The 23,578-nt window shown below is 66.2% G+C and carries 17 protein-coding genes; 13 read left to right on the forward strand and 4 right to left on the reverse strand.

Annotation, left to right across the window (positions count from 1 at the left end; translation table 11 throughout):
• Window positions 1-19 precede the first annotated feature (19 nt).
• Both IY145_RS10305 and typA read left to right on the forward strand, forming a co-directional pair.
• Entirely contained in the window at window positions 20-940 is a 921-nt protein-coding gene (locus IY145_RS10305) for an OmpA family protein (RefSeq protein WP_196408129.1), read from the forward strand.
• Between the two features lie 190 nt (window positions 941-1,130).
• On the forward strand, window positions 1,131-2,951 hold the full coding sequence (gene typA / locus IY145_RS10310; protein ID WP_196408130.1) for a translational GTPase TypA: 1,821 nt from the start codon (window positions 1,131-1,133) through the stop codon (window positions 2,949-2,951).
• A 52-nt stretch (window positions 2,952-3,003) separates the two neighbouring features.
• On the opposite strand, the gene otsA is transcribed toward typA, so the two are convergent.
• The 3 genes from otsA to otsB are packed head-to-tail and all read right to left on the reverse strand — an operon-like array spanning window position 3,004 to window position 6,949.
• The gene (gene otsA / locus IY145_RS10315) at window positions 3,004-4,392 is read right to left on the reverse strand and encodes an alpha,alpha-trehalose-phosphate synthase (UDP-forming) (RefSeq protein ID WP_196408131.1); all 1,389 of its coding nucleotides are present in this window, start codon (window positions 4,390-4,392) and stop codon (window positions 3,004-3,006) included.
• Window positions 4,389-6,203: a glycoside hydrolase family 15 protein gene (locus tag IY145_RS10320; RefSeq protein WP_196408132.1), complete on the reverse strand. Its 1,815-nt coding sequence runs from the start codon at window positions 6,201-6,203 to the stop codon at window positions 4,389-4,391. Before IY145_RS10320 ends, otsA begins: the two co-directional genes overlap by 4 nt.
• On the reverse strand, window positions 6,200-6,949 hold the full coding sequence (gene otsB, locus IY145_RS10325) for a trehalose-phosphatase (protein ID WP_196408133.1): 750 nt from the start codon (window positions 6,947-6,949) through the stop codon (window positions 6,200-6,202). The genes IY145_RS10320 and otsB overlap by 4 nt, the downstream gene beginning before the upstream one ends.
• A gap of 246 nt (window positions 6,950-7,195) precedes the next feature.
• On the opposite strand from otsB, the gene putA reads away from it, so the two are divergent.
• The 8 genes from putA (at window position 7,196) to IY145_RS10365 (ending at window position 19,140) form a co-directional block, all read left to right on the forward strand.
• The gene (putA, locus tag IY145_RS10330; protein WP_196408134.1) at window positions 7,196-10,270 is read left to right on the forward strand and encodes a bifunctional proline dehydrogenase/L-glutamate gamma-semialdehyde dehydrogenase PutA; all 3,075 of its coding nucleotides are present in this window, start codon (window positions 7,196-7,198) and stop codon (window positions 10,268-10,270) included.
• 102 nt (window positions 10,271-10,372) lie between these two features.
• A complete protein-coding gene (locus tag IY145_RS10335; protein ID WP_196408135.1) occupies window positions 10,373-11,542 on the forward strand; it encodes an isovaleryl-CoA dehydrogenase in 1,170 nt (389 codons plus the stop codon).
• Window positions 11,543-11,581: 39 nt separating this feature from the next.
• Window positions 11,582-13,189 (forward strand): carboxyl transferase domain-containing protein, encoded by a 1,608-nt coding sequence (locus IY145_RS10340; protein ID WP_196408136.1) that lies wholly within the window; start codon window positions 11,582-11,584, stop codon window positions 13,187-13,189.
• Window positions 13,190-13,196: 7 nt separating this feature from the next.
• Window positions 13,197-14,003: an enoyl-CoA hydratase-related protein gene (locus IY145_RS10345; protein ID WP_196408137.1), complete on the forward strand. Its 807-nt coding sequence runs from the start codon at window positions 13,197-13,199 to the stop codon at window positions 14,001-14,003.
• Complete coding sequence (locus IY145_RS10350; RefSeq protein ID WP_196408138.1) at window positions 13,993-15,981, forward strand: acetyl/propionyl/methylcrotonyl-CoA carboxylase subunit alpha; 1,989 nt, start codon at window positions 13,993-13,995, stop codon at window positions 15,979-15,981. The genes IY145_RS10345 and IY145_RS10350 overlap by 11 nt, the downstream gene beginning before the upstream one ends.
• A complete protein-coding gene (locus IY145_RS10355) occupies window positions 15,978-16,898 on the forward strand; it encodes a hydroxymethylglutaryl-CoA lyase (protein WP_196408139.1) in 921 nt (306 codons plus the stop codon). Before IY145_RS10350 ends, IY145_RS10355 begins: the two co-directional genes overlap by 4 nt.
• A complete protein-coding gene (locus IY145_RS10360) occupies window positions 16,895-17,944 on the forward strand; it encodes an enoyl-CoA hydratase/isomerase family protein (protein WP_196408140.1) in 1,050 nt (349 codons plus the stop codon). Before IY145_RS10355 ends, IY145_RS10360 begins: the two co-directional genes overlap by 4 nt.
• Complete coding sequence (locus IY145_RS10365) at window positions 17,941-19,140, forward strand: acetyl-CoA C-acyltransferase (protein ID WP_196408141.1); 1,200 nt, start codon at window positions 17,941-17,943, stop codon at window positions 19,138-19,140. The genes IY145_RS10360 and IY145_RS10365 overlap by 4 nt, the downstream gene beginning before the upstream one ends.
• Before the next feature lie 3 nt (window positions 19,141-19,143).
• Here the strand turns inward: IY145_RS10365 and IY145_RS10370 are convergent, their stop codons facing one another.
• The gene (locus IY145_RS10370) at window positions 19,144-20,271 is read right to left on the reverse strand and encodes a Glu/Leu/Phe/Val family dehydrogenase (RefSeq protein ID WP_246721941.1); all 1,128 of its coding nucleotides are present in this window, start codon (window positions 20,269-20,271) and stop codon (window positions 19,144-19,146) included.
• 123 nt (window positions 20,272-20,394) lie between these two features.
• On the opposite strand from IY145_RS10370, the gene pdhA reads away from it, so the two are divergent.
• From pdhA to IY145_RS10385, 3 genes are read left to right on the forward strand one after another with little or no spacing between them, the layout of a single operon-like run.
• Window positions 20,395-21,480 (forward strand): pyruvate dehydrogenase (acetyl-transferring) E1 component subunit alpha, encoded by a 1,086-nt coding sequence (pdhA, locus tag IY145_RS10375; RefSeq protein WP_196408142.1) that lies wholly within the window; start codon window positions 20,395-20,397, stop codon window positions 21,478-21,480.
• Complete coding sequence (locus IY145_RS10380; RefSeq protein WP_196408143.1) at window positions 21,473-22,453, forward strand: alpha-ketoacid dehydrogenase subunit beta; 981 nt, start codon at window positions 21,473-21,475, stop codon at window positions 22,451-22,453. The genes pdhA and IY145_RS10380 overlap by 8 nt, the downstream gene beginning before the upstream one ends.
• Window positions 22,450-23,574, forward strand: coding sequence for a dihydrolipoamide acetyltransferase family protein (locus tag IY145_RS10385; RefSeq protein WP_196408144.1), 1,125 nt, complete (start codon window positions 22,450-22,452; stop codon window positions 23,572-23,574). The genes IY145_RS10380 and IY145_RS10385 overlap by 4 nt, the downstream gene beginning before the upstream one ends.
• Window positions 23,575-23,578: the final 4 nt, after the last annotated feature.

Below are 23,578 nucleotides of genomic sequence, written 5' to 3' on the forward strand. Positions count from 1 at the left end.
ACGATCGATGGAGCGCGCGATGTTCCGACCCACTGGACCCGGCAAGGTCGAGATCGACCAGTTTTTCAGCGGCGCCGGCATGTTGAAGGCCCTGCTCTATAATTTTGACTTCGACGACTTCGACAAGCGCAAATTTCGGCCGCTCAAGACAGAGCATCAGAAGTTTCTGTCGGAGCGCGTCGTGCCGCTTCTGGAGCGCAATCGCGGATTTGTCTGGATGACCGGCTCGGCGAGCCGCATCGGATCGAATGACTGGAACATGGAAACCGCCATGGTCCGGGTGGGGACCGTCCAGGCCTTTCTGCTCGATCACGGCGTCGATGGAAACCAGATCGAGCCCAACGCCGTCGGCGAGGAAGAGGCGCAGACGCACGCGTTGGACGATGAGCGCGATCGCGGCGTCCGGCTCTGGATCATGCCCAAGCTCGAGGATGACCCGAGGCCGCCGAAGAAAGTCCCGCCCCGGCCGAAGGTCAGTCGAAAATTCCGGATCGCGATGGTGACCGCGATCTCCGCCTCGCACGCCTCCAGGCTGGCCAAATTCTCGCGGTTCAAGCTCGGCGGCGGCCCTTTGGTCGACTTCGCCGTCTTCACGGTCTGGGATATGACCAATAATATCGCCTGCATGTACGCCTATGTCGGCCTCGGGCTCGGCGTCGGACTTCCGTCCCTGCCCTCGGGATCCGTCACGACCCATGGGCCCTGGAACGATTTCACCACCGAAAAGCCGATGGCCGTCTGGCAATTCGGTCGATGGTCGCGCTTCACCACCGCGGGCGCCGGCAGCCACTCCGTCAATTGGATCACCATCGAGACCCCGAGAGGGATCGACAATGTCTATGAAAAGATCGACACGGGCGTGACCTACGGCGTCGGAATGTCCTCCTCTGTCGGCGATTTCATCCGGGCCGCGCCGCCGGAGCGATTCTCCGGTCCGTGAGGCGGACTTTCCTCTCCGGTCTCCGGCGGGGCCGCCGCACGGCGGAAGGTGGCCGCCGTCCTGCCGCCACGCTTCCCATTCGCGCCGCGCTCCTGTATGAGATGCCGCACTGCAAAAAGCCGCGGTCCGCCTCGCGCCCCGAAAGGAGCGCCGGGCCGCGCTTCGCCCGCGAACCGATCGGCCCTATCCCATGAAGCTGCGCAACATCGCCATCATCGCCCACGTCGACCACGGCAAGACGACGCTCGTCGATCGCCTGCTCCAGCAGTCGGGCGCCTTCCGTGACAATCAGCGCGTCGCCGAACGGGTGATGGACAGCAACGACCTGGAGAAAGAGCGCGGCATCACCATCATGGCCAAGGCGACCTCGATCGCCTGGAAGGACACGCGCATCAATATCGTCGACACGCCCGGCCACGCCGATTTCGGCGGCGAGGTGGAGCGCATCCTGTCCATGGTCGACGGCGCCATCGTGCTGGTCGACGCGGCCGAGGGCCCGATGCCGCAGACCAAATTCGTGGTCGGCAAGGCGCTCAAGATCGGCCTGAGGCCGATCGTCGCCATCAACAAGGTCGACAAGCCCGACGCGCGCATCACCGAGGTCGTCAACGAGGTGTTCGACCTGTTCGCCGCGCTCGACGCCACCGACGAGCAGCTCGATTTCCCGATCATCTATGGCTCGGCCAAGCAGGGCTGGATGGCCGAGGAGCCGACCGGTCCGCAGGACGGCATGGGGCCGCTGTTCGATCTCGTCATCAAGCATGTGCCCGAGCCCAAGATCGAAGAGGGCGGCTTCCGCATGCTCGGCACGCTGCTCGAGGCCAACCCCTATCTCGGCCGCATCGTCACCGGCCGCGTCTTCGCCGGCAGCGTGAAGCCCAATCAGGCGGTGAAGGTGCTGGACCGCACCGGCAAGATCGTCGAGCAGGGCCGTGTGTCCAAAATTCTCGCCTTCCGCGGCATAGAGCGGCAGCCGATCGAGGAGGCCGAGGCCGGCGACATCGTCGCCATCGCCGGCCTCGAGAAGTTCAACGTCGCCGACACGCTCTGCGCGCTCGAGGTCAATGAGCCGCTGCAGGCGCAGCCGATCGACCCGCCGACCCTGTCCATGACCTTCCTCGTCAACGACTCGCCGCTGGCGGGAACGGAGGGCGACAAGGTCACGAGCCGCATGATCCGCGCCCGCCTGTTCAAGGAGGCCGAGGGCAATGTCGCGCTGCGCGTCGAAGATTCGCCCGGCGGAGAGAGCTTCATCGTCTCCGGCCGCGGCGAATTGCAGCTCTCCATTCTCATCGAGACCATGCGCCGCGAGGGTTTCGAGGTCGGCGTCTCACGTCCGAAGGTCGTGTTCCAGAAGGACGAGGACGGCGAGATTTTGGAGCCGATCGAGGAGGTCGTCATCGACGTCGACGAGGAGCATTCCGGCGTCGTCGTGCAGAAAATGTCCGAGCGCAAGGCCGAGATGATCGAGATGCGCCCCTCGGGCGGCAATCGCCTGCGTCTCGTCTTCCATGCGCCGACGCGCGGCCTCATCGGCTATCAGGGCGAATTGCTGACCGACACGCGCGGCACGGCGATCATGAACCGCCTGTTCCACTCCTATTCGCACCACAAGGGCGAGATCGTCGGCCGTCGCAATGGCGTGCTGATCTCCAATGAGCAGGGCGAGGCCGTCGCCTACGCCATGTGGAAGCTTGAGGATCGCGGTCCGATGATGATCGAGCCGGGCTGGAAGGTCTATCGCGGCATGATCGTCGGCGAGCATACGCGCGACAACGACCTCGAGATCAACGTCCTCAAGGGCAAGCAGCTCACCAACATCCGCGCCGCCGGCAAGGACGAGGCCGTGCGCCTCACCCCGCCGATCAAGATGACGCTGGAGAAGGCGCTGGCCTATATCGAGGACGACGAACTGGTCGAGGTGACGCCCAAGTCGATCCGCCTGCGCAAGACCTATCTCGATCCCAACGAGCGCAAGCGCGCGCGCGGCAAATCGGCTGCTGTCGCGTAAAGCTCGACGCGCGCTTCCTTCTCCCGCCCGCGGGAAGAACGAAGCGCGCTCGTCACGCCGCGAGCGGCATGCGGCAGGCGCTGAGCGCGCGCAAAAAACCATCCATCCAATTGAAGGAATCATGCTTGCGCACGCGTGTCAGCAGCGCGGCGTGGCGCTCCTTGCGCTCGGCCAGCGGCATCACGATCGCCTTCTGCATCGCATTGGCGACCTCATCGGCGTCGTAAGGGTTGACGATCAACGCCTCTTGCAGCTCCTCCGCCGCGCCGGCGAAGCGCGACAGCACCAGCACGCCAGGATTTTCCGCATCCTGCGCGACGACATATTCCTTGGCGACGAGATTCATTCCGTCGCGCAGCGGCGTCACCAGCCCCACTTGTGAGCCGCGATAGAGCGCCGCCAGCGTGTCGCGATCGACGCGGCGATGCAGATAGCGCACAGGCGTCCAGTCGAAATCGCCGAACTGCCCGTTGATCTCACCGGACAGCGCCTCCAGCTCGTGGCGTATGTCGGCATAGGCCTGCACATCCTCGCGCGTCGGCGGCGCGATCTGCATCAGCGTCACCGCCTTGCAATTCTGCGGATAGATCTCGAGCAGACGCTTGAAGGAGCGCAGGCGATCCGGCAGGCCCTTGGTGTAGTCGAGCCGATCGACGCCAATCACATTTATGCGCGGCTCGCCGGCGCGATGCAGGCGCTGAATGCGCTTGGCCGCGCTCGGGCTCTCGGCCATGGCGGCGAAGGAATCGACGTCTATGCCGACCGGAAACACCGAGGCCGTCACCGTCTTGCCGCCGACGCGGACGAGGTCCGGGGTCAGCATCTCGCCCTGCATGAAGTCGCACATGAAGCGGAAGAAATTCGCCTGATCCGCCTTCGTCTGAAAGCCGATGAGATCATATTCGACGAGCGCGTTCATCAACCATTCGTGCTCGGGCATGGCGACGAGCACGTCGGGCGGTGGAAACGGAATGTGAAGAAAAAAGCCGATGCGATTGGAGACGCCGCGCTCGCGCAGCCCGGCGCCGAGCGGAATGAAGTGATAGTCATGCACCCAAACGAGATCATTGCTCCTCAACATGGGCGCGAGCTTCTCGGCGAAGCGATCGTTGACGCGGCGATAACCGTCGATCGCCTCCTGCGCGAAGCGGGCGAGATCGAGCCTGCAGTGATGCACGGGCCAGAGCGCCGCATTGGCGAAGCCGAGATAATAATCGCGATAGTCACGCTCGCTGAGCGGCATGGTCGCGAGCGTCAGCTCGTCGAATTTGACGCAGGATACGTCGATCTCGGCGTCGTCGGCCACGATCTCGCCATTCCAGCCGAACCACATGCCGCCGCGCTTGCGCAGAGCGTCGAGAATGCATACCGCGAGGCCGCCGGCGGCCTGGCTGCAGCCGGGGTCGGCGACGCGATTGGAGACGACGACGAGGCGTTTCATATGGCTTTCTCCCAAGAACGCGACAGCCTCATGGCGCAGTTGATGATGCCGACCATGGAATAGGTCTGCGGATAGTTTCCCCAGGCTTCGCCGGTTTTGACGTCTATGTCCTCGGACATCATGCCGAGTCGATTGCGCTGTGCGAGCAGCGCCTCGAAATACTCCCGCGCCTCCTCGCGCCGACCCATGCGCGCGAGCGCGTCGATGCGCCAGAAGGAGCAAGTGGTGAAGGCGGTGGTCGGCTCGCCGAAATCGTCGGCCGCCTCATAGCGCATCATATGCGCGCCGCGGCCGAGCGCGGATTCGATGCGCTCCAGCGTCGAGACCATGCGTGGATCATTGGCGTCGATGAAGCCGACCTCGATCATCAGCAGCACGCCCGCGTCGAGATGTTCTCCGTCGAGCGATTCGACGAAGGCCTGGCGCTTTTGCGACCAGGCCCTCTCGAGAATCACCTGCTTGATGCGCTCGGCCTCCACGCGCCAGTCGCGGGCGCGCTCAGGCTCGCCGATGTAATCGGCGATGCGGGCGAGGCGATCGGCCGCCGCCCAGCACATGAGGCTCGATGTCGTATGCACGCGCGCGCGCGAGCGCAGCTCCCACATTCCGGCGTCCGGCTTGTCGTAGCAGGCGAGCGCCTGTCGGCCCATATCCTCGAGGCGCAGGAAATCCATGCGCGTCGGCGGAGACAAGAGACGTCGGTCGAGGAAGGCCTGCGCGACGCCGAGAATGACATTGCCGTAGGAATCGTGCTGGAAGTGCTGATAGGCCTGATTGCCGACGCGCACCGGCCCCATGCCGCGATAGCCGGGCAGATTGGGAATGATGCGCTCGGTGAGCTCCGATTCGAGGCCGAGGCCATAGACCGGCTGAATATGCGAGCCTGCAGCCGAGGCCACGACATTCATCAGCCAATCGAAATAATTCTCCATCTTGCGCATGGCCGCCATGCGATTGAGCGCGCGCACGACGAAATAGGCGTCGCGCACCCAGCAATAGCGATAATCCCAATTGCGCTGCGTGTCCGGCGCCTCCGGAATGCTCGTCGTCAGAGCCGCGACGATGGCGCCGGTCGTCTCATAGGTGCAGAGCTTCAGCGTGATCGCTGCGCGGATCACCGCGCTCTGCCATTCGAAAGGAATGGCGAGCCGATGCACCCAATGCCGCCAATAGTCGCGCGTGCGCTCCTCGAAATTGCGCGCCGTATGCGCTATGCCTTCCGTCAGCGTCTCATCCGGGCCGAGCACGAGATCGACCGAATTGCTGAGATTGAACAGCGTCTCCTCGGCGATATAGTCGATCGGCGCATTGGTGGTGAGACGCAGCACCGTATGCGGTCCGACATACCGAATGTGATGCGAGCCGAAGGTGAGCGTCGGAACCGCCGATCCATAACCGAAGCGTGGCCGCACGCGGATGCGGATGCGCGGCGTGCCGGAGACGGGCGTCAGCCGGCGGATCAGCATATGCGGATGATAGAGCCGGTCGCGCCAGAAGAATCGCGGCGCGAAATCGGTGACGCGCACGGAGCCCTGCTTGCCATGCAGCACGGTCTCGAGAATGGCCGTGTTGCCGCTATATTCCTGCTCGCTATGGACGCGATCCTCGAGATCGACGGCGAAGAAGCCGCCATCCTCCATGTCCGGCGGCGAGCCGAGCAGGCTGTGGAACACGGGATCGCCGTCGAAGCGCGGCAGGCAGCACCAGACGACGCTGGCGTCGCGATCGATGAGCGCGGCGAAGGCGCAATTGCCGACGACGCCGAGCTCGAGATCGCTGATTTTTCGTTCGTTCTGTTGCGCGTCGCTCATCTCGCGCGCTCCGCTTGCGATGCGCGCGCGAGCTCGGCGAGCCATCGATGCAATTCGCGCAGATCCGCGGCCCTGTAGCGCGCCAGAGTGGCGCTTCTCCCCACTTTGATGGAAAGACCGCCCAATGCGTTGACGGCGGCGAAGGCGACTTCATCCGTCACATCGTCGCCGGCGAAAATAGGTTTGCGGCCGCGGAACGGCTCTTCCTTCAAAAAAGCCTCGATGACGTCGCCCTTGTCGCCGCCCTGCAGGCGAATTTCGAAGACCATTTTTCCGGGCAGTATCTCGACGTCGGGGCGCTCGCGCGCCGCGCGCTCGGCGACGGCCCGGCATTTGGCCTCGAGCTCGGGCCGTAGACGGTAATGCAGCGCGACGGCGCCGGTCTTTCGCTCGACGATGACGCCGGGCTCGCGACCGAGCTCCACCTCGATCGCGCGAATGACGGAGTCGAGATCGGCGGAAGGCTCGCCCGTGCGATGCATGCGCCCGGCGGCGTCGCGTCGCTGCAATCCATGCACGCCCGCCACCGGTAGCGTGAGCGGACTCAGCAGCGCATCGATAACCGCGATATCCCGGCCCGAGACGACGGCGACAGCGTCGCCCGCAGCGCGCCGCAGCGCGTCGAGAAGCGCGATCGTCGCCGCATCGACCCGCACCGCATCCGGCCGCTCGGCGATTTCCGCGACAGTGCCGTCGAGATCGAGAAATAGCGCGAAGCGGCCGATATCGTCGACATTGGGCAGCATTATTCGAGCGTCTCCCCTTGGCCGCATCTTGCCGCGGCGACCCGCTATGCTCATTTCGTTTGCTAGGAACGGCGACGTTCGCGCCGGTTCGCGCACGTCGCGACCCCGTGTTCCCGCCCTCGCTTGTGAAACAACTATGGACGACTTCCTCGTTTTCAATGACGATGTCCGACATCGTGACGGCGACGCTCGCGTTTATGTCTCCTCGAGCTCGGCCGGCGATCGCCGTCGTTCAGGATGAACCCGATGCCGGGACTGGCCCCGTTTCACGCGCCTTATTCTCCCGCCGATGAGCAGATCGCGGCGCATCTTTTGTCGGCGCCTGTCGATGCGGAGCGGAGCGCGCGCGTCGAGCCGCTCGCGCGGCGCCTGCTCGCGGCCGTGCGCGCGCCGAAGGGCGCGGCGAATGTCGAGCGGCTGCTGCAGGAATATTCGTTGTCGACGCGCGAGGGACTCGCGCTGATGGCGCTGGCCGAATCGCTCTTGCGCGTCCCCGACGATTCGACGCTGGATATGCTCATCGTCGACAAGCTCGCCGCTGGCGCCTTCGATCGCCACGCGCCCGCCTCCGACGCATTGCTGGTGCAGGCGGCGGCCTTCGCGCTCGGATTGTCGACGAAGATTTTCGCCGCGGAGGAGACGCCGCGCGGGCTCGTCGCGCAAGCCGCGCGGCGGCTCGGTATGCCGGCGTTGCGCGGCGCCGCGCGACAGGCGATGAAGCTGATGGGCGGTCATTTCGTGCTCGGCGAAACGATCGACGAAGCGCTCGCGCGCGCCGCCGCGCATGACGCGCGTCGCTGGCGCTATTCCTTCGATATGCTGGGCGAGGGCGCGCGCAGCGGCGCGGACGCCGATCGCTATTTCGCATCCTATGCCGCAGCGATCGCGGCCATAGGCGCAAAGGCCGGAGCGTGCGCGCTTCCCGAGCGGCCGGGCGTCTCCGTCAAGCTGTCTGCGTTGCATCCGCGCTTCGAGCCTTTGTCGCGCGAGCGCGTGCTGCGCGAGCTCACGCCGCGTCTCGTCGAGCTGGCGCGTCTCGCCAAGCGTCATGATCTCGTCTTCACCGTCGACGCCGAGGAGGCCGATCGTCTCGAGTTGTCGCTCGACGTCATCGACGCCGCCGTCGCCGATCCCTCGCTCGCCGGCTGGGAGGGTTTCGGTCTCGCGATTCAGGCCTATCAGAAGCGCGCCGCCGCGGTGATCGATCATGTCGAGGCGCTGGCCGAGGCGCATGATCGGCGCTTCATGGTCCGCCTCGTCAAAGGCGCCTATTGGGACACGGAAGTGAAGCGCGCGCAGGAGCGCGGCCTCGCCGATTATCCGGTCTTCACACGCAAGGCGATGACGGATTTGAACTACATCGCTTGCGCCGATCGTCTGCTCCAGGCGCCGCGCATCTTCCCGCAATTCGCGACGCATAATGCGCTGACCGTGGCGACGATCGTCGAACGTGCGGGCGACGCCTCGGCCTATGAATTCCAACGTCTGCACGGCATGGGCGAGGAGCTTTTCGAGGCGCTGCTCGACGAGGAGAAAAGCGCCGGCTGCCGCGTCTATGCGCCGGTCGGCCCGCATCGCGATCTGCTTGCCTATCTTGTGCGGCGCCTCATCGAGAACGGCGCCAATTCCTCCTTCGTCGCGCGCGCAGCCGACGCTTCGGCGCCGGAGGGCGAATTGCTCGCGTCGCCGCGCGCGATCATCGGCGAGGCTTCGCGCGCCCGCCATTCACGCCTGCCGCCGCCGGCCGATCTCTATCGTCCGTTGCGCGCCAATTCGAGAGGCGTCGAATTCGGCGATCGCCAAGCGCTCGCCGCGCTGCTCGCGGAGCGAGACGCGGCGCGCGCTCCCGCTCCGACGGCGGCGCCGTCTTCCGGACACAGCAGCGTCGCCCCGTGCGACTTGCGCTCGCCGATCGACGATTCGCTCATCGGCTCCGTCACCGAGGCCGATGCGGACGCCGCGCGCGCCGCAATGACGACAGCCGCGCGCGCCTTTCCGGCATGGGAGGCGACGCCGGTCGAAACGCGCGCGACGATCATCGAGCGCGCGGCCGATCTCGTCGAGGCGCGGCGCGGACGGCTCATCGCGCTGCTGCAGGAGGAGGGCGGCAAGACGCTCGACGACGCGCTCGCCGAAGTGCGCGAGGCGGCCGATCTCTGCCGCTATTACGCGGGCCAGGCGCGGCTCGTTTGCGAGGAGGAGACGCTGCCCGGACCGACGGGAGAGGACAATCGCCTGTGTCGCCGCGGGCGCGGCGTGTTCGTCTGCATCTCGCCGTGGAATTTTCCGCTGGCGATTTTTCTCGGCCAGATCGCGGCGGCGCTCGTCACCGGCAACGCCGCTGTCGCCAAGCCGGCGGAGCAGACGCCGCTCGTCGCGCAGGAGGCCGTCGCGCTTCTGCTCGAGGCCGGCGTTCCGCATGGGGCTCTGCAATATGTCCCCGGCGATGGCGCGATCGGCGCCGAGCTCGTCGCGCATGAGCATGTCGCCGGCGTCGTCTTCACCGGCTCGACCGAGGCCGCGCAATCCATTCATCGCGCGCTCGCGGCGTCGAGCGGCCCCATCGTTCCGCTCATCGCCGAGACCGGCGGCGTCAACGCCATGATCGTCGATTCTACGGCTCTGCTCGAGCAGGTCGTCGACGACGTTCTCATCTCCGCCTTTCGCTCCGCCGGCCAGCGCTGCTCGGCGTTGCGGCTGCTCTGTGTGCAGGAGGACATAGCCGAGGCCGCGCTCGCGCTGCTGATCGGCGCGGTAGAGGAGCTCCGCGTCGGCGATCCGCGTGCGCTTTCCACTCACATCGGTCCTGTCATCGACGCGCGAGCGAAAGCGCAGCTCGAGGAGTATCTCGCGCTTCGTCGCGCGCAGGGCCGCGTGCTCTACGCCGGAGAAGCGCCGCCGCGCGGCAGCTTCGTCGCGCCGCATATCGTTCGTCTCGATCGCGCCGGCGATCTACGCGCGGAGACTTTCGGCCCCGTACTCCACGTCGCCACTTGGCGAGCGCGAGACGAAAAGGATTTTTTAAGGCTCGTCGAAGAAATAGCGGCGAATGGATTCGGCCTCACAATGGGGCTGCACACGCGCATAGAGGCGCGCATAGGCGCTCTCGCGGGAGCGACGCCGGCCGGCAATCTCTATGTCAATCGCAATATGATCGGCGCCGTGGTGGGCAGCCAGCCTTTCGGCGGATCGCGCATGAGCGGCACGGGCCCAAAGGCGGGTGGACCGGACTATCTGCGCCGCTTCCTGCGCGAGGAGACCGTGACGATCAACACGGCGTCCTTCGGCGGCGACGCGCGTCTGCTGGCGATGAAGGAGTGACCCGGACGCGAGAACGAATGAGGTCTCGCCCGCGCTCTCGGTCTTGAAAAGGCCGCCGGCGGCCAAATATAGGCCCATATCGCGTCCGGAGGCTCGGGACCGATGCGTCACTGGATTCCTTCGCTCGATTTTGCGCTCGGTGAAACCGCCGACATGCTGCGCGACCAGGTCGAGGCTTTCGCAGCGCGGGAGATCGCGCCGCGCGCCGCGACGATCGATCGCGAGAACGACTTCCCCTCCGACCTCTGGCTCAAGATGGGCGCGCTCGGCCTGCTCGGCGTGACGGTGGAGGAAGACTATGGCGGCGTCGGGCTCGGCTATCTCGAGCATGTCGTCATCATGGAGGAGCTGAGCCGCGCCTCCGCTTCTGTCGGCCTCTCCTATGGCGCTCATTCCAATCTCTGCGTCAATCAGCTGCGTCGCAACGGAACGCGCCAGCAGAAGCAGCGCTATTTGCCAAAGCTCGTTTCCGGCGAGCATATCGGCGCGTTGGCCATGTCCGAGCCGGACGCCGGATCGGATGTGGTGAATATGTCGATGCGCGCCGAAAAGCGCGGCGATCGCTATGTGCTGAACGGCGACAAAATGTGGGTGACCAACGGTCCCAACGCCGATGTCGTCATCGTCTACGCCAAGACCGATCCCGGCGCCGGCGCGCATGGCATAACGGCCTTCATCATAGAGAAGGGGTTCAAAGGCTTCGAGCGGGCGCAAAAGCTCGACAAGCTCGGTATGCGCGGCTCCAACACATGCGAATTGCTGTTTTCCGATTGCGAGGCGCCCGAGGAAAATGTGCTCGGCCTGCCCGAGCGCGGCGTCAATGTGCTGATGAGCGGGCTCGACTATGAGCGCGCCGTTCTCGCCGGCGGCCCCATCGGCATCATGCGCGCCTGCATGGATATCGTCGTGCCCTATGTGCATGACCGCAAGCAGTTCGGCCATCCGATCGGCGAATTTCAAATCATGCAGGCCAAGCTCGCCGATATGTACACGACGCTCAACGCCGCGCGCGCCTATGTCTATGCCGTGGCGCGCGCCTGCGACCGTGGCCGCACGACGCGCAAGGACGCCGCCGGCGCTATTCTTTTCGCCGCGGAAAATGCGACGCGAATGGCGCTGGAGGCCATCCAATGCCTCGGCGGCAATGGCTATATCAATGATTACCCGACCGGGCGCCTGTTGCGAGACGCCAAGCTCTATGAGATCGGCGCCGGCACCAGCGAAATTCGCCGCATGCTGATCGGCCGCGAGCTCTATAGCGAGACTGCGTGACTTTTTGCGGCGACATTGGCCGCGACGAGAGAATTGACAATGCCGGTTCTCGAGACCCGATTGGACATCAGCTCCGCGGAATTTGCGGCCAATGCTCAGGCGATGCGCGCCCTCGTCGCCGATCTGCGCGCCAAAGCGGCGCGGATCGCCGAGGGCGGCGGCGCCGTGGCGCGCGACAAGCATGTCGCGCGCGGCAAGATGACGGCGCGCGAGCGCATCGACGCGCTCGTCGATCCCATGTCGCCTTTCCTGGAGATCGGTCAATTCGCGGCGTTCGAAATCTATGACGGCGAGGCGCCTTGCGCCGGCGTCGTCGCGGGCGTCGGACGCATTCACGGCCGCCCCTGCATGATCGTCGCCAATGACGCGACGGTGAAGGGCGGCGCTTATTTTCCTCTCACGGTGAAGAAGCATCTGCGCGCGCAGGAGATCGCCGCGCAGAATCGCCTTCCCTGTCTCTATCTCGTCGACTCGGGCGGCGCCAATCTACCGCGCCAGGACGAGGTGTTTCCCGATCGCGATCATTTCGGCCGCATCTTCTATAATCAGGCGCAGATGTCGGCTGCGGGAATAGCGCAGATCGCCGTCGTCATGGGCTCCTGCACGGCGGGCGGCGCCTATGTGCCGGCCATGTCGGACGAGTCGATCATCGTGCGCGACACGGGCACGATTTTTCTCGCTGGACCGCCGCTGGTGCGCGCCGCGACCGGCGAGGTGGTGACGGCGGAAGAACTCGGCGGGGCCCTTGTGCATGCGCGCAGCTCCGGCGTCGTCGATCATTATGCGGAGACCGACGCGCATGCGCTCGGCATTGCGCGCGCGATCGTCGCCGATCTCGGCGCGCGGCCGTATCCCTCGCTGCAGCGGCGCGAGGCGCGCGCGCCGCTCTATGACCCGATGGAGATTTACGGGCTCGTCCCGGCCGATCGCCGCCGGCAATATGACGCGCGCGAGCTCATAGCGAGGCTCGTCGACGCGAGCGAATTCGACGAATTCAAAAAGCTCTACGGCGACACTCTCGTGACCGGATTCGCGCATATCTGCGGCTTCCTCGTCGGCGTGCTCGCCAACAATGGCGTATTGTTCGGCGAGAGCGCGCTCAAAGGCGCGCATTTCATCGAGCTCTGCGCGCAGCGCGAGATCCCCCTGCTGTTCCTGCAGAATATCACCGGCTTCATGGTCGGTCGCGACTATGAGGCGCGCGGCATCGCCAAGGACGGCGCGAAAATGGTGACGGCGGTGGCGACGGCCGCCGTGCCGAAATTCACCTTCATCGTCGGCGGCAGCTTCGGCGCCGGCAATTATGCGATGTGCGGCCGCGCCTATGGTCCGCGCTTTCTGTGGAGCTGGCCCAATGCGCGCATCTCCGTTATGGGCGGCGAGCAGGCCGCGGATGTGCTGACGCGTGTGCGCGGCGAGAGCTACGCAACAAAGGACCGGAACTGGACCAAGGCGCAGCATGACGCCTATCAGGCGCAAATCCGCGAGCAATATGAGCAGCAGGGCCATCCTTATTACGCGAGCGCGCGTCTTTGGGACGATGGCGTCATCGATCCCGCGGATACGCGCCGCGTGCTTGCGCTCTCTCTCGCTGCGGCGTCCAATGCGCCTCTCGAAGCGACGCGCTTCGGCCTGTTCCGCATGTGAGGCGCTCATGTCCTTCATAGCTTCATCGCTCGATTCCCGCGGGGTCGCGACGCTCACGCTGTCCCGGCCCGAGCGACGCAATGCGCTCGATCAGACGATGGTGAGCGAGCTCATCGAGGCTCTGCGCCGCATAGACGAGGATGCGCAGACGCGGCTCCTCGTGCTCGCCGGCGCGGGCGCGGCCTTTTGCGCCGGCGGCGACATCGACTGGATGAAGCGCGTCGCGGCCGAGACGCTCGCAGCCAATGAGCGCGACGCTATTCTGCTCGCCGAATTGATGCGCGGGCTCGATACTCTGCGCAAGCCGACGATCGCGCGCATCCATGGCGCGGCCTATGGCGGCGGCGTCGGGCTCGTGGCCTGTTGCGACATCGCTATCGCCGCGGATACGGCGAGTTTCTGCCTCAGCGAAGTGAAGATCGGCCTCACGCCGTCAGTCATCGGCCCCTATGTCCAGCGCGCGATCGGCGTGCGCCAGGCGCGGCGATATTTCCTAACGGCCGAAGTGATATCTGCGGCGCATGCGCGTGAGCTCGGCCTCGTTCACGAGATTTCGTCCGCCGAGGAGCTCGATGCGCGCGTCGCACGTACGGTGGACGCTCTGCTCGCCGGCGCACCGGGCGCGCAAGCCGAAGCAAAGGCCTCCTCTGCGCTCTTCGCCGAACGTCCCATCGACGACGCGCTCATTCGCGAGACGGCGAAGCGCATAGCCGCGCGGCGCGCCTCCGCGGAAGGCGAGGAAGGCCTCGCGGCCTTTCTCGAGAAGCGGGCGCCACGCTGGAGGCGAGATCGGAACGGCGAAGATGTTTCGTAAGATCCTCATCGCTAATCGCGGCGAGATCGCTTGCCGCGTGATCGCGACGGCGAAGCGAATGGACGTCGCGACCGTCGCCGTCTATTCGGATGTCGACGCGCGCGCGCGTCATGTGGCGCTCGCCGACGAAGCCTATCCGCTCGGCGCGGCCCCTGTGCGCGAAAGCTATCTCTCGATCGACAAAATCATCGCCGTCGCGTGCCGCGCCGGCGTCGAAGCGATCCATCCGGGCTATGGCTTTCTGTCCGAGAACGCGCTCTTTGCCGAGCGCTGCGCAGAGGCGGGCCTCGTTTTCATCGGGCCGACGCCGCAGGCCATGCGCCTGATGGGCTCCAAGGCGCAAGCGCGCGCCCTGATGGAGCGCGCCGGCGTTCCGATCGTTCCCGGTTTCCATGACGGGCAGGATGCGGAGAGTCTCATCGAGGCGGCGACGCGCATCGGCTTTCCTGTGCTCGTGAAAGCGTCGGCGGGCGGCGGCGGCAAAGGTATGCGACTCGTCGCGACGGGCGGCGAATTGCGCGGCGCGATCGAGAGCGCGCGACGCGAGGCGGCCTCCGCCTTCGGCGACGACTCGCTGCTGATCGAAAAGGCGCTCGATGATCCGCGTCATATAGAAGCGCAGATTTTCGGCGACGCGCATGGCGGGCTCGTCGCTTTCCCCGAGCGCGATTGCTCGATCCAGCGGCGTCATCAGAAGATCATGGAGGAGACGCCCGCGCCCGATCTTTCGGCGAAGCTGCGACATGCGCTGCGCGAGGCGGCGCTCGCCGCCGGCCGCGCGGTCTCCTATATCGGCGCGGGAACGGTCGAGTTTCTCGTCTCGGGCGAGACATTTTATTTTCTCGAGATGAACACGCGGCTGCAGGTGGAGCATCCGATCACCGAAATGATCGCAGGATGCGACCTCGTCGAATGGCAATTGCGCGTCGCCGCCGGCGAGCCGCTTCCTTGGAGGCAGGAGGAGATCGCGCCGCATGGACATGCGATCGAAGCGCGGCTCTATGCGGAGGCTCCGGCGCAGGATTTTCTGCCCTCCGTCGGACGGCTGGAGCACTGGCGCGCGCCGTGCGAGGGCGTCTTTGTCCGCGTCGAGACCGGCGTGCGCGAGGGCGATGCGGTGACGCAATTCTACGATCCTCTGCTCGCCAAGATCGTCGCGCGAGGCGAGGATCGCGACGCCGCGCGGATGCGTCTCGCCGCGGCCTTGCGGGAGTGCGAGATCGTGGGCGTAGAGACAAATCTGCTCTTGCTGCGCGCGATCCTCGCGAGCGAAGCCTATGCGGGCGCGCAGATCGACACGGGATTTCTGCCGCGCCATCTCGATCTGATTCTCGCCGGAGACCTCGTTTTGGATGCAGAACGAGAATCGATCGTCGCTTCGGCCGGCGCTGCGGCCTGGCTCGCGCGACTGCGCGAGGAGCGTAGCGGCGGAACGCCGTGGGATGCGAGCGACGCCTGGCGTCTCAACGGCGCGGCGCGGCAGAAATTGCGACTCCGCCTCGGCGATCACGAGATCGCGTCGACGATAGCGCCTCTGCGGAATGGCGCGTTTCGCCTGGAGACGCAAACATTTTCCGTCCTCGTCGCGTCGGAAGCGAGCGAGCGCCGCATGAGCCTGCGCATCGACGGCGTCGAGCGAAAGCTGTCCGTCGTCGAGCGCGCCGGAGGCTTCGTCGTGATCCTCGACGGGCGAAACCATGAGCTCTCGATCGTCGATCCGCTCGCGCCGCCACGCGCGCGGAGCGAAGGGGACGCGGGGCTCTCGGCGCCGCTTCCGGCGCGCGTCACTGGGCTTTTCGCGAGCGTCGGCGAGAGCGTGAAAAAAGGCGCGACGCTCGTCATGCTCGAGGCGATGAAGATGGAAATCGCATTGTCGGCGCCGCGTGACGGACGCATATCGGAGATTCGTCCGGCGATCGGCGATATGGTGAAGCAAGGCGAACGGTTGATCGTCTTCGCCGAAGGGGACGCGGCATGAGCATTCCGCAGCGCGTGCGTATCGTCGAGGTCGGACCGCGCGACGGGCTGCAGAACGAAAGCGTCCTGCTCCCCGTCGAGGCGAAGATCGCGCTGATCGAAAAGCTCGCCGCTGCGGGGCTGCGCGATATCGAGGCGGGAAGCTTCGTCTCGGCGAAGCGAGTTCCCCAAATGGCCGACACGAAAGCTGTGCTCGCGCGGTTGCGGCCGCCGCCTCATGTCCATTTTTCTGTCCTCGTTCCCAATATGCGGGGACTCGACGAGGCGCTGGCTTGCGGCGTGCGCGGCGTCGCGGTCTTCGCCGCGGCGACCGACGGATTCTCGAAGGAAAATATCGGTTGTTCGATCGCCGAGAGTCTCGCGCGCTACGCTCCCGTCGTCGAGGCTGCGATCGGCGCGGGGCTCGAGGTCCGCGGCTATATTTCCTGCGCGCTCGGCTGTCCCTATGAAGGCGAGGTCGCGCCGCGCGCCGTCGCGACGCTGGCGCGCGATCTCGCGGCGCTCGGCTGCCATGAGATTTCGCTCGGCGACACCATCGGCGTCGGCGCGCCATTGCAGGCGCGAAGGCTGTTGGAGGAGGTCGGGCGCGATGTTCCGCTGGCGCAGATCGCGGTGCATTTTCATGACACCTACGGCCAGGCGCTGGCCAATATATTCGCGTCTCTGGAAATGGGCGTCTCCGTCGTCGACGCGTCTGTCGCGGGCCTCGGCGGCTGTCCTTTCGCGCCGGGCGCCGGCGGCAATGTCGCGACGGAGGATGTCGTCTATATGTTGGACCGTTCCGGAATCGAGACCGGCGTCGATCTCGCCACGCTGATCGATGCGGGCGTGTATGTCTGTGAAAGGCTCGGACGCGAGAATCAGAGCCGCGTCGCGCGCGCGCTGCTCGCCGGACGCAGGAGGGATCATCGAGCATGAGCGACATCCTCGTCTCCCGCGCGCGCAATGTCGGCTCTATCTCTCTGAATCGTCCAAAGGCGCTGAACAGCCTCACGCTCGAGATGATCCGCGACTTTGCGCGCGCGCTCGATTCCTTCGGCGCCGATAGTCAGATCGTCGCGGTCGTCGTGACGGGGGAGGGCGCGCGCGGGTTCTGCGCGGGCGGCGACATACGCGCGCTCTATGAGCTGCGCGCCGGAGATCACACGCTCTACGAGACATTCTGGCGCGAAGAATATGAATTGAACGCGCGCATCGCCTCCTTTCCGAAACCCTATATCGCAGTGATGGACGGAATCGTCATGGGCGGCGGCGTCGGCCTTTCGGCGCATGGCGGCGTTCGAATCGTCACGGAGCGCACGCGCCTCGCCATGCCGGAGACCGGCATCGGCTTCATTCCCGATGTCGGAGGCTCGTTTCTGCTCACGCGCAATGGCGGCGTCGGGCGCTATATGGCGCTCTCCGGCGAGACGGTCGGGCCACATGACGCGATCTTCGCCGGGCTCGCCGATATTCTCGTCGATTCGGCGTCTCTTTCGGAGCTGCTGACGCTGTTGCGCGACATCGTCGATGCGGAGGAGGTGACGCCATTGCTGGCGCGCTATGTGAAATCGTCCGGGCTCGGCGCTTTGTCGCGAAACGAATCGCTGCTGCGCCGTGTCATGGCGCGTTCCAGCGTCGAGCGCATCGTCGCCGCGCTCGAGGCGGATGGCTCGGAGTTCGCGCGCGATGCGGTGGCGACGATCGTCAAGCGGTCGCCGACCAGCCTGAAGGTCACGCTGCAACTGCTGCGGCGGGCCGCCGATACGGAGAGTCTCGAGGCTTGCCTGCTTCAGGATTTCCGCACGGCTTGCAATCTTCTTTCGACACATGATCTCTACGAGGGAATTCGCGCCGCGGTCATCGACAAGGATCGCGCGCCGCATTGGTCGCCCGCGACGCTCGCGGAAGTGGACGACGCTCTGGTCGCGGCGCTGCTCGACGGCGGCGCGGCGCCGAAGCTGGACTTTCGGGCTTGGACATGAATGCGACAGAGACCTTCGATCCGGTCGTCATAATCGGCGCCGCGCGCACGCCGATCGGAGGGCTGCTCGGCGAATTGAAGGATGTCGTGGCGCCGAGGCTCGGCGCGGCGGCGATCCGCGCCGCCGTCGCGCGCGCCGACACCCCGACCGATCAAATCGACGATGTGCTCATGGGCTGCGTGCTTTCCGCTGGCCTCGGCCAGGCGCCGGCGCGCCAGGCTTCGCTCGCTGCAGGGTTGCCGGAGGCGGCGGGTTGCGTGACGATCAATAAAATGTGCGGCTCGGGCATGAAGGCGATTCAGCTCGCGCATGATCAATTGCTCGCGGGCAGCTCGCACGCCGTCGTCGCCGGCGGCATGGAGAGCATGAGCAACGCGCCCTATCTGCTCGCGCGCGTGCGCGCCGGCTATCGCATGGGTCACAAGACGCTCGTCGATCACATGTTTCTCGACGGCCTCGAGGACGCCTATGACAAGGGCCGCCTGATGGGGGAGTTCGCCGAGGATTGCGCGACGTCGCATCAATTCACGCGCAAGATGCAGGACGAATATGCGATCCTCTCGCTGATGCGCGCGCAACGGGCGGCGGAGCAAGGCGATTTCGATTGGGAGATCGCGCCTGTCGAGACGCAGGGTCGCGAAGCGAAGGCGACGGTCGCGCGCGACGAATTGCCGGCGAAGGCAAAGCTCGAGCAGATCGCGAAATTGAAGCCGGCCTTTCGCGAGGGCGGCACGGTGACTGCGGCCAATTCCAGCGCCATTTCCGACGGCGCCGCCGCGCTCGTGCTGATGCGGCGCGGCCGCGCCGAGCGCGCCGGCCTCGCGCCGCTCGCGATCATTCGCGCCCATGCGACGCACGCCGGGCCGCCCAATCTGTTTCCGACGGCCCCGATCTCGGCCATGCGCAAGCTCGCGGAGCGCGTCGGCTGGCCGCTCGCGAGCGTCGATCTCTTCGAGATCAACGAGGCCTTCGCCGTCGTCGTGATGGCGGCGATGCGGGAGCTCGATCTGCCGACGGAAAAGGTCAATGTGCATGGCGGGGCCTGCGCGCTCGGCCATCCGATCGGCGCCTCGGGCGCGCGCATCGTCGTCACGCTGCTCGCGGCTCTACGAAAATACGGGTTGCGGCGCGGCGTCGCCGCGCTCTGCATCGGCGGCGGCGAGGCGACGGCGCTCGCGATCGAAATTGTGAGCTGAAGCTCAGCGCCAGCGCTGCGTCGCCATCATCTTGCGCAGCCGCTCCTGCACGAGAGAGGTTGCGGCGTCGCGCAGCGAGACGCGCAGGGCGGCGGCGCGCGCGATGATCTCCTGCATATTGCGGGAGATCTTTTCTTCGATGGCCGCGAAGGCGGCTTTCTCGTCGCCGCCGGCATATTCCACAGAGGCGCAGATGACGCCGCCGGCGTTGGCGATGAAATCGGGCGCGCTGACGATTCCGCGCTCGAACACGAGTCGCTCCGCTTCGGCCGTCGCCGGAATATTGGCGCCTTGCACGATGAGCTTGCATTGCAGCCGCCCGACATTATCGGCGCGCAGCACATCCGGCCGCGCGGCGGGAATGAAAATGTCGCACGCCGCGGAGAGCAGCGCATCGGGCGCCAGCGCCTCGCCGCGTTCATGGCTCGCGACGCTGCGGCCTTCTCGACGCACTTGCGTCAGCGCTTCTATGTCGAGGCCCGAGGCGTCATAGATCGCGCCGCGGCTGTCCGAAGCGCCAACGAGGATCGCGCCCTTGCGCGCGAGGAAGCGCGCCGCATGTCGTCCGACGGCGCCGAAGCCCTCGACGACGACGCGCGCCCCTTCGAGCTTCAGCCCGGCGAAAGGCGCGGCTGCTTCGGCTGCAATGGCGACGCCATAGCCCGTCGCGCCGATCTCGTCGAGCGGAACGCCGCCGAGCTCGGCCGGCAGTCCGACAGCGCGGCCGATCTCGTCGTGAACATAGGCCATGCATGTCTCATTCGTGCCCATGTCCGGGCCGGGAATATAGTCGGTCAAAGGCTGGATCGCCTTGGCGAAGGCGCGAATGAGCTGTTCCTTCTCGTGGGGCGGCATGAGGGGATCGCCGAAGATGACGGATTTGCCGCCGCCGTGACGCAGGCCGCAGGCGGCGTTCTTCAATGTCATCGCACGGGCGAGCCGGAAGCATTCCTCGACAGTGACGTCGGGGGCCATACGCACGCCGCCTATGGCGGGGCCGGCGGCGACATTGTCGATGACGACGATCGCCTCGAGTCCGACGCCGGGCGTGCTCACATAGACGATCTTCGCCGGGCCGAATTCGTCGACGAAGGCGAAGGCGTCCGATTTGAACGACGCAGACATGAACATGAACTGGGCGCGGAGAGCGCTCGTTCAAGCGCGGCCGTCGTTCGACAGCAAAAAAATCCCCTAAGGCGATGAAAAGCGCGATTCGGCGCCTTACGTCACTCTGACGAAGCTCGAGGCAGGCCCATGAATCTCGGCGTCTCCTTCCAGATCGACTTTCTCCGTTTCCTCTGCGCCGAAGGCGAGCTCGATGCTTCGACCCCGCGCGAAGCGATAGACGCAGAGCTGCTGCTCGGTCTCTATCGCGCTATGGCGCGCACGCGCGCCCATGACGGCAAAGCGATCGCTCTGCAGCGCACCGGTAAGCTCGGCACTTTCGCCTCTTCGCTGGGGCAGGAGGCGATCGGCGTCGGCGTAGCCTCGGCCATGCGCGTCGAGGATGTGCTCGCGCCGTCCTATCGCGACCATGGCGCGCAATTGCTGCGCGGCATGACGATGGTGGAAAATCTGGTCTATTGGGGCGGCGACGAGCGCGGCAGCGACTATGCCGTCCCACGAAACGATTTTCCGATCTGCGTTCCTGTCGGCACGCAGGTCGCGCATGCGGCCGGCGCGGCATATGCTTTCAAGCTGCGCGGCGAGGCGCGCGTCGCGGTCGCCATTCTCGGCGATGGCGGCGCCTCGACGGGCGATTTCTATTCGGCCTTGAACATGGCCGGCGTCTGGCGCGTTCCGCTCGTCGTCGTCATCAACAATAATCAATGGGCCATCTCGACCCCGCGCGCGCTGGAATCGGCCACAGCGACGCTCGCGCAAAAGGCGGTGGCGGCCGGCGTCGAAGGACATCAGGTCGACGGCAATGATGTGATCGCCATGCGTCACGTCGCGCGGCTCGCCATAGAGAAGGCGCGCGCCGGCGGCGGGCCGACGCTGATCGAGGCGCTGAGCTATAGGCTCGGCGATCATACGACGGCCGATGATGCGACGCGCTATCGCGATCCGGAAATCGTGCGGCGCGAGGCGGCCAAGGAGCCGATCGGCCGGCTGCGCAAATATCTCACCGCGCGGGAGCTGTGGAGCGAGGAGCAGGAGAAGCGCCTCGCGAAAGACTGCGCGGAGGAGGTCGAGCGCGCGGTCGCGGCCTATCTGGCGACGCCGCCGCAGAATTTCTCGGCGATGTTCGATCATCTCTTCGCGCGTCTGCCGGAGTCGATGCGCGATCAATATGAGGAGGCGCGGCGCTTTGCTCCCGAGGGAGGCGGTCATGGCTGAGCTCACACTCGTCGAAGCCGTCAATCGCGCGCTGGCGCATGAGCTCGAGCGTGATCCAGACGTGCTGCTTCTCGGCGAGGACATAGGCGTCAATGGCGGCGTGTTTCGCGCGACGCTCGGCTTGCAGCAGCGCTTTGGCGCCGCGCGCGTCATCGACACGCCGCTCGCGGAGGCGGCCATCGCCGGCGTCGCCGTCGGCATGGCGGCGATGGGGCTGAAGCCGGTGATGGAGATACAATTCAGCGGCTTCATCTATCCGGCGATGGATCAGCTCATCAATCACGCGTCTCGCCTGCGCAATCGCACGCGCGGGCGGCTCACCTGTCCCATGGTGCTGCGCGCGCCAAATGGCGCCGGCATTCATGCGCCGGAACATCATTCCGAAAGTCCCGAGGCCATGCTCGCGCATGTTCCGGGCCTGCGCGTCGTCATCCCCTCTTCGCCGGCGCGCGCCTATGGCCTGCTGCTCGCGGCGATCCGCGATCCCGATCCTGTCGTCTTCCTCGAGCCGACGCGGCTCTATCGCTTGTTCAAGCAGGAGGTGATCGACGATGGCGAGAGCCTGCCGCTCGACACATGTTTCGTCTCGCGCGAGGGGCGCGACGTCACGCTCGTCGCCTGGGGCGGCATGCTGCATGAGGCGCTCGCCGCGGCGGACCGTCTCGCGGAAGAGGGCGTGCTCTGCGAGGTCATAGACGTCGCGACGCTGAAGCCGCTCGACGCCGAGACGATCCTGGGCTCGGTGGAAAAGACCGGCCGCTGCGTCATCGTGCAGGAAGCGGCGCGCACGGCCGGCTTCGGCGCGGAGATCGCCGCGATCGTCGCCGAGCGCGGGCTCTATTCGCTGCAAGCGCCGGTGCGTCGCGTCGCGGGCTATGACGTCGTCATGCCGCTGGCGCGGCTCGAGGGACAATATCTGCCGAGCGTCGCGCGCATCGCCGACGCCGTGCGCAAGACGATGGAGGCGGCATGAGCGTCTTCAAGCTTCCCGATCTCGGCGAAGGCCTGCAAGAGGCCGAGCTGGTGCAATGGCATGTCGCGCCCGGCGAGGAGGTCGCGGTCGATCAGCCGCTCGTCTCCGTCGAGACGGCCAAGGCGGTGGTCGAAATTCCCTCGCCGCAAGCCGGGCGCATCGAGAAACTTTTCGCGAAGGCGGGCGAGATCATTCGCATCGGCGGCCCGCTCATTGCGTTTGTCGGCGAAGGCGAGACGCGCGACGCGGGCCGTGAGGACAAGGGAACCGTCGTCGGCGCCATGGAGACGAGCGGCCGCGTGCTGCAGGAAGGCGCGGCGCCGCTCGGGCGCAATGGCGCCGGCTTGCGCGCGACGCCGGCGGTGCGCGCGCTGGCGCGGCGGCTCGAGGTCGATCTCACGATGGTGACGCCGTCGGGCGCCGATGGCGTCATCACCGCGGGCGATGTGCAGCGCGTGGCGCGCATATTGTCGGAGGCCGCGCCGGCCGAGCCGCTGCGCGGCTTTCGTCGCGCCATGGCGCAGAATATGGCGCTCGCCCAGGCCGAGGTCGCGGCGGCCACTGTCGTCGACGACGCCGACATAGAGGCCTGGCCACAAGGAACGGATACGACGCTGCGCCTCGTCCGCGCGCTCGTCGCCGGCTGCCGCGTCGAGCCGGGGCTCAACGCCTGGTTCGAATCCCATGCGCTGGCGCGGCGCGTGCTGAAGAAGATCGATCTCGGCATCGCCGTCGATTCGGTCGAGGGCGGGCTGTTCGTGCCCGTGCTGCGCAATGTCGCGGAGCGCGATTCGGCGGATTTGCGCGCCGGGCTGAACAAGATGCGCGCCGACATAGACGCGCGCCGCATTCCGCCCGACGAATTGCGCGGCGCGACATTCACCCTCTCCAATTTCGGCATGATCGCCGGGCGCTACGCCGCGCCGGTGGTGCTGCCGCCGACCGTCGCCATTCTCGGCGCCGGCCGCATACGCCGCGAGATCGTCGCCGATGACGAGGGCCGGCCCGTCGCGCGGCGCATTCTGCCGCTGAGCCTCACTTTCGATCATCGCGTCGTCACCGGCGGCGAGGCGGCGCGCTTCCTCGGCGCCGTGATCGCCGATCTCGGCGGCGCCGTCTGAGCGA

Source organism: Methylosinus sp. H3A, from assembly GCF_015709455.1.
In the GTDB taxonomy this organism is placed as follows: Bacteria; Pseudomonadota; Alphaproteobacteria; order Rhizobiales; family Beijerinckiaceae; genus Methylosinus.

Excerpts from the sequence above, each read along its gene's own strand:
- IY145_RS10305 (WP_196408129.1), top strand. The coding sequence starts at position 20 with ATGTTCCGACCCACTGGACCCGGCAAGGTCGAGATCGACCAGTTTTTC.
- typA (WP_196408130.1), top strand. The coding sequence starts at position 1,131 with ATGAAGCTGCGCAACATCGCCATCATCGCCCACGTCGACCACGGCAAG.
- otsA (WP_196408131.1), bottom strand. The coding sequence starts at position 4,392 with ATGAAACGCCTCGTCGTCGTCTCCAATCGCGTCGCCGACCCCGGCTGC.
- IY145_RS10320 (WP_196408132.1), bottom strand. The coding sequence starts at position 6,203 with ATGAGCGACGCGCAACAGAACGAACGAAAAATCAGCGATCTCGAGCTC.
- otsB (WP_196408133.1), bottom strand. The coding sequence starts at position 6,949 with ATGCTGCCCAATGTCGACGATATCGGCCGCTTCGCGCTATTTCTCGAT.
- putA (WP_196408134.1), top strand. The coding sequence starts at position 7,196 with ATGCCGGGACTGGCCCCGTTTCACGCGCCTTATTCTCCCGCCGATGAG.
- IY145_RS10335 (WP_196408135.1), top strand. The coding sequence starts at position 10,373 with ATGCGTCACTGGATTCCTTCGCTCGATTTTGCGCTCGGTGAAACCGCC.
- IY145_RS10340 (WP_196408136.1), top strand. The coding sequence starts at position 11,582 with ATGCCGGTTCTCGAGACCCGATTGGACATCAGCTCCGCGGAATTTGCG.
- IY145_RS10345 (WP_196408137.1), top strand. The coding sequence starts at position 13,197 with ATGTCCTTCATAGCTTCATCGCTCGATTCCCGCGGGGTCGCGACGCTC.
- IY145_RS10350 (WP_196408138.1), top strand. The coding sequence starts at position 13,993 with ATGTTTCGTAAGATCCTCATCGCTAATCGCGGCGAGATCGCTTGCCGC.
- IY145_RS10355 (WP_196408139.1), top strand. The coding sequence starts at position 15,978 with ATGAGCATTCCGCAGCGCGTGCGTATCGTCGAGGTCGGACCGCGCGAC.
- IY145_RS10360 (WP_196408140.1), top strand. The coding sequence starts at position 16,895 with ATGAGCGACATCCTCGTCTCCCGCGCGCGCAATGTCGGCTCTATCTCT.
- IY145_RS10365 (WP_196408141.1), top strand. The coding sequence starts at position 17,941 with ATGAATGCGACAGAGACCTTCGATCCGGTCGTCATAATCGGCGCCGCG.
- IY145_RS10370 (WP_246721941.1), bottom strand. The coding sequence starts at position 20,271 with ATGTTCATGTCTGCGTCGTTCAAATCGGACGCCTTCGCCTTCGTCGAC.
- pdhA (WP_196408142.1), top strand. The coding sequence starts at position 20,395 with ATGAATCTCGGCGTCTCCTTCCAGATCGACTTTCTCCGTTTCCTCTGC.
- IY145_RS10380 (WP_196408143.1), top strand. The coding sequence starts at position 21,473 with ATGGCTGAGCTCACACTCGTCGAAGCCGTCAATCGCGCGCTGGCGCAT.
- IY145_RS10385 (WP_196408144.1), top strand. The coding sequence starts at position 22,450 with ATGAGCGTCTTCAAGCTTCCCGATCTCGGCGAAGGCCTGCAAGAGGCC.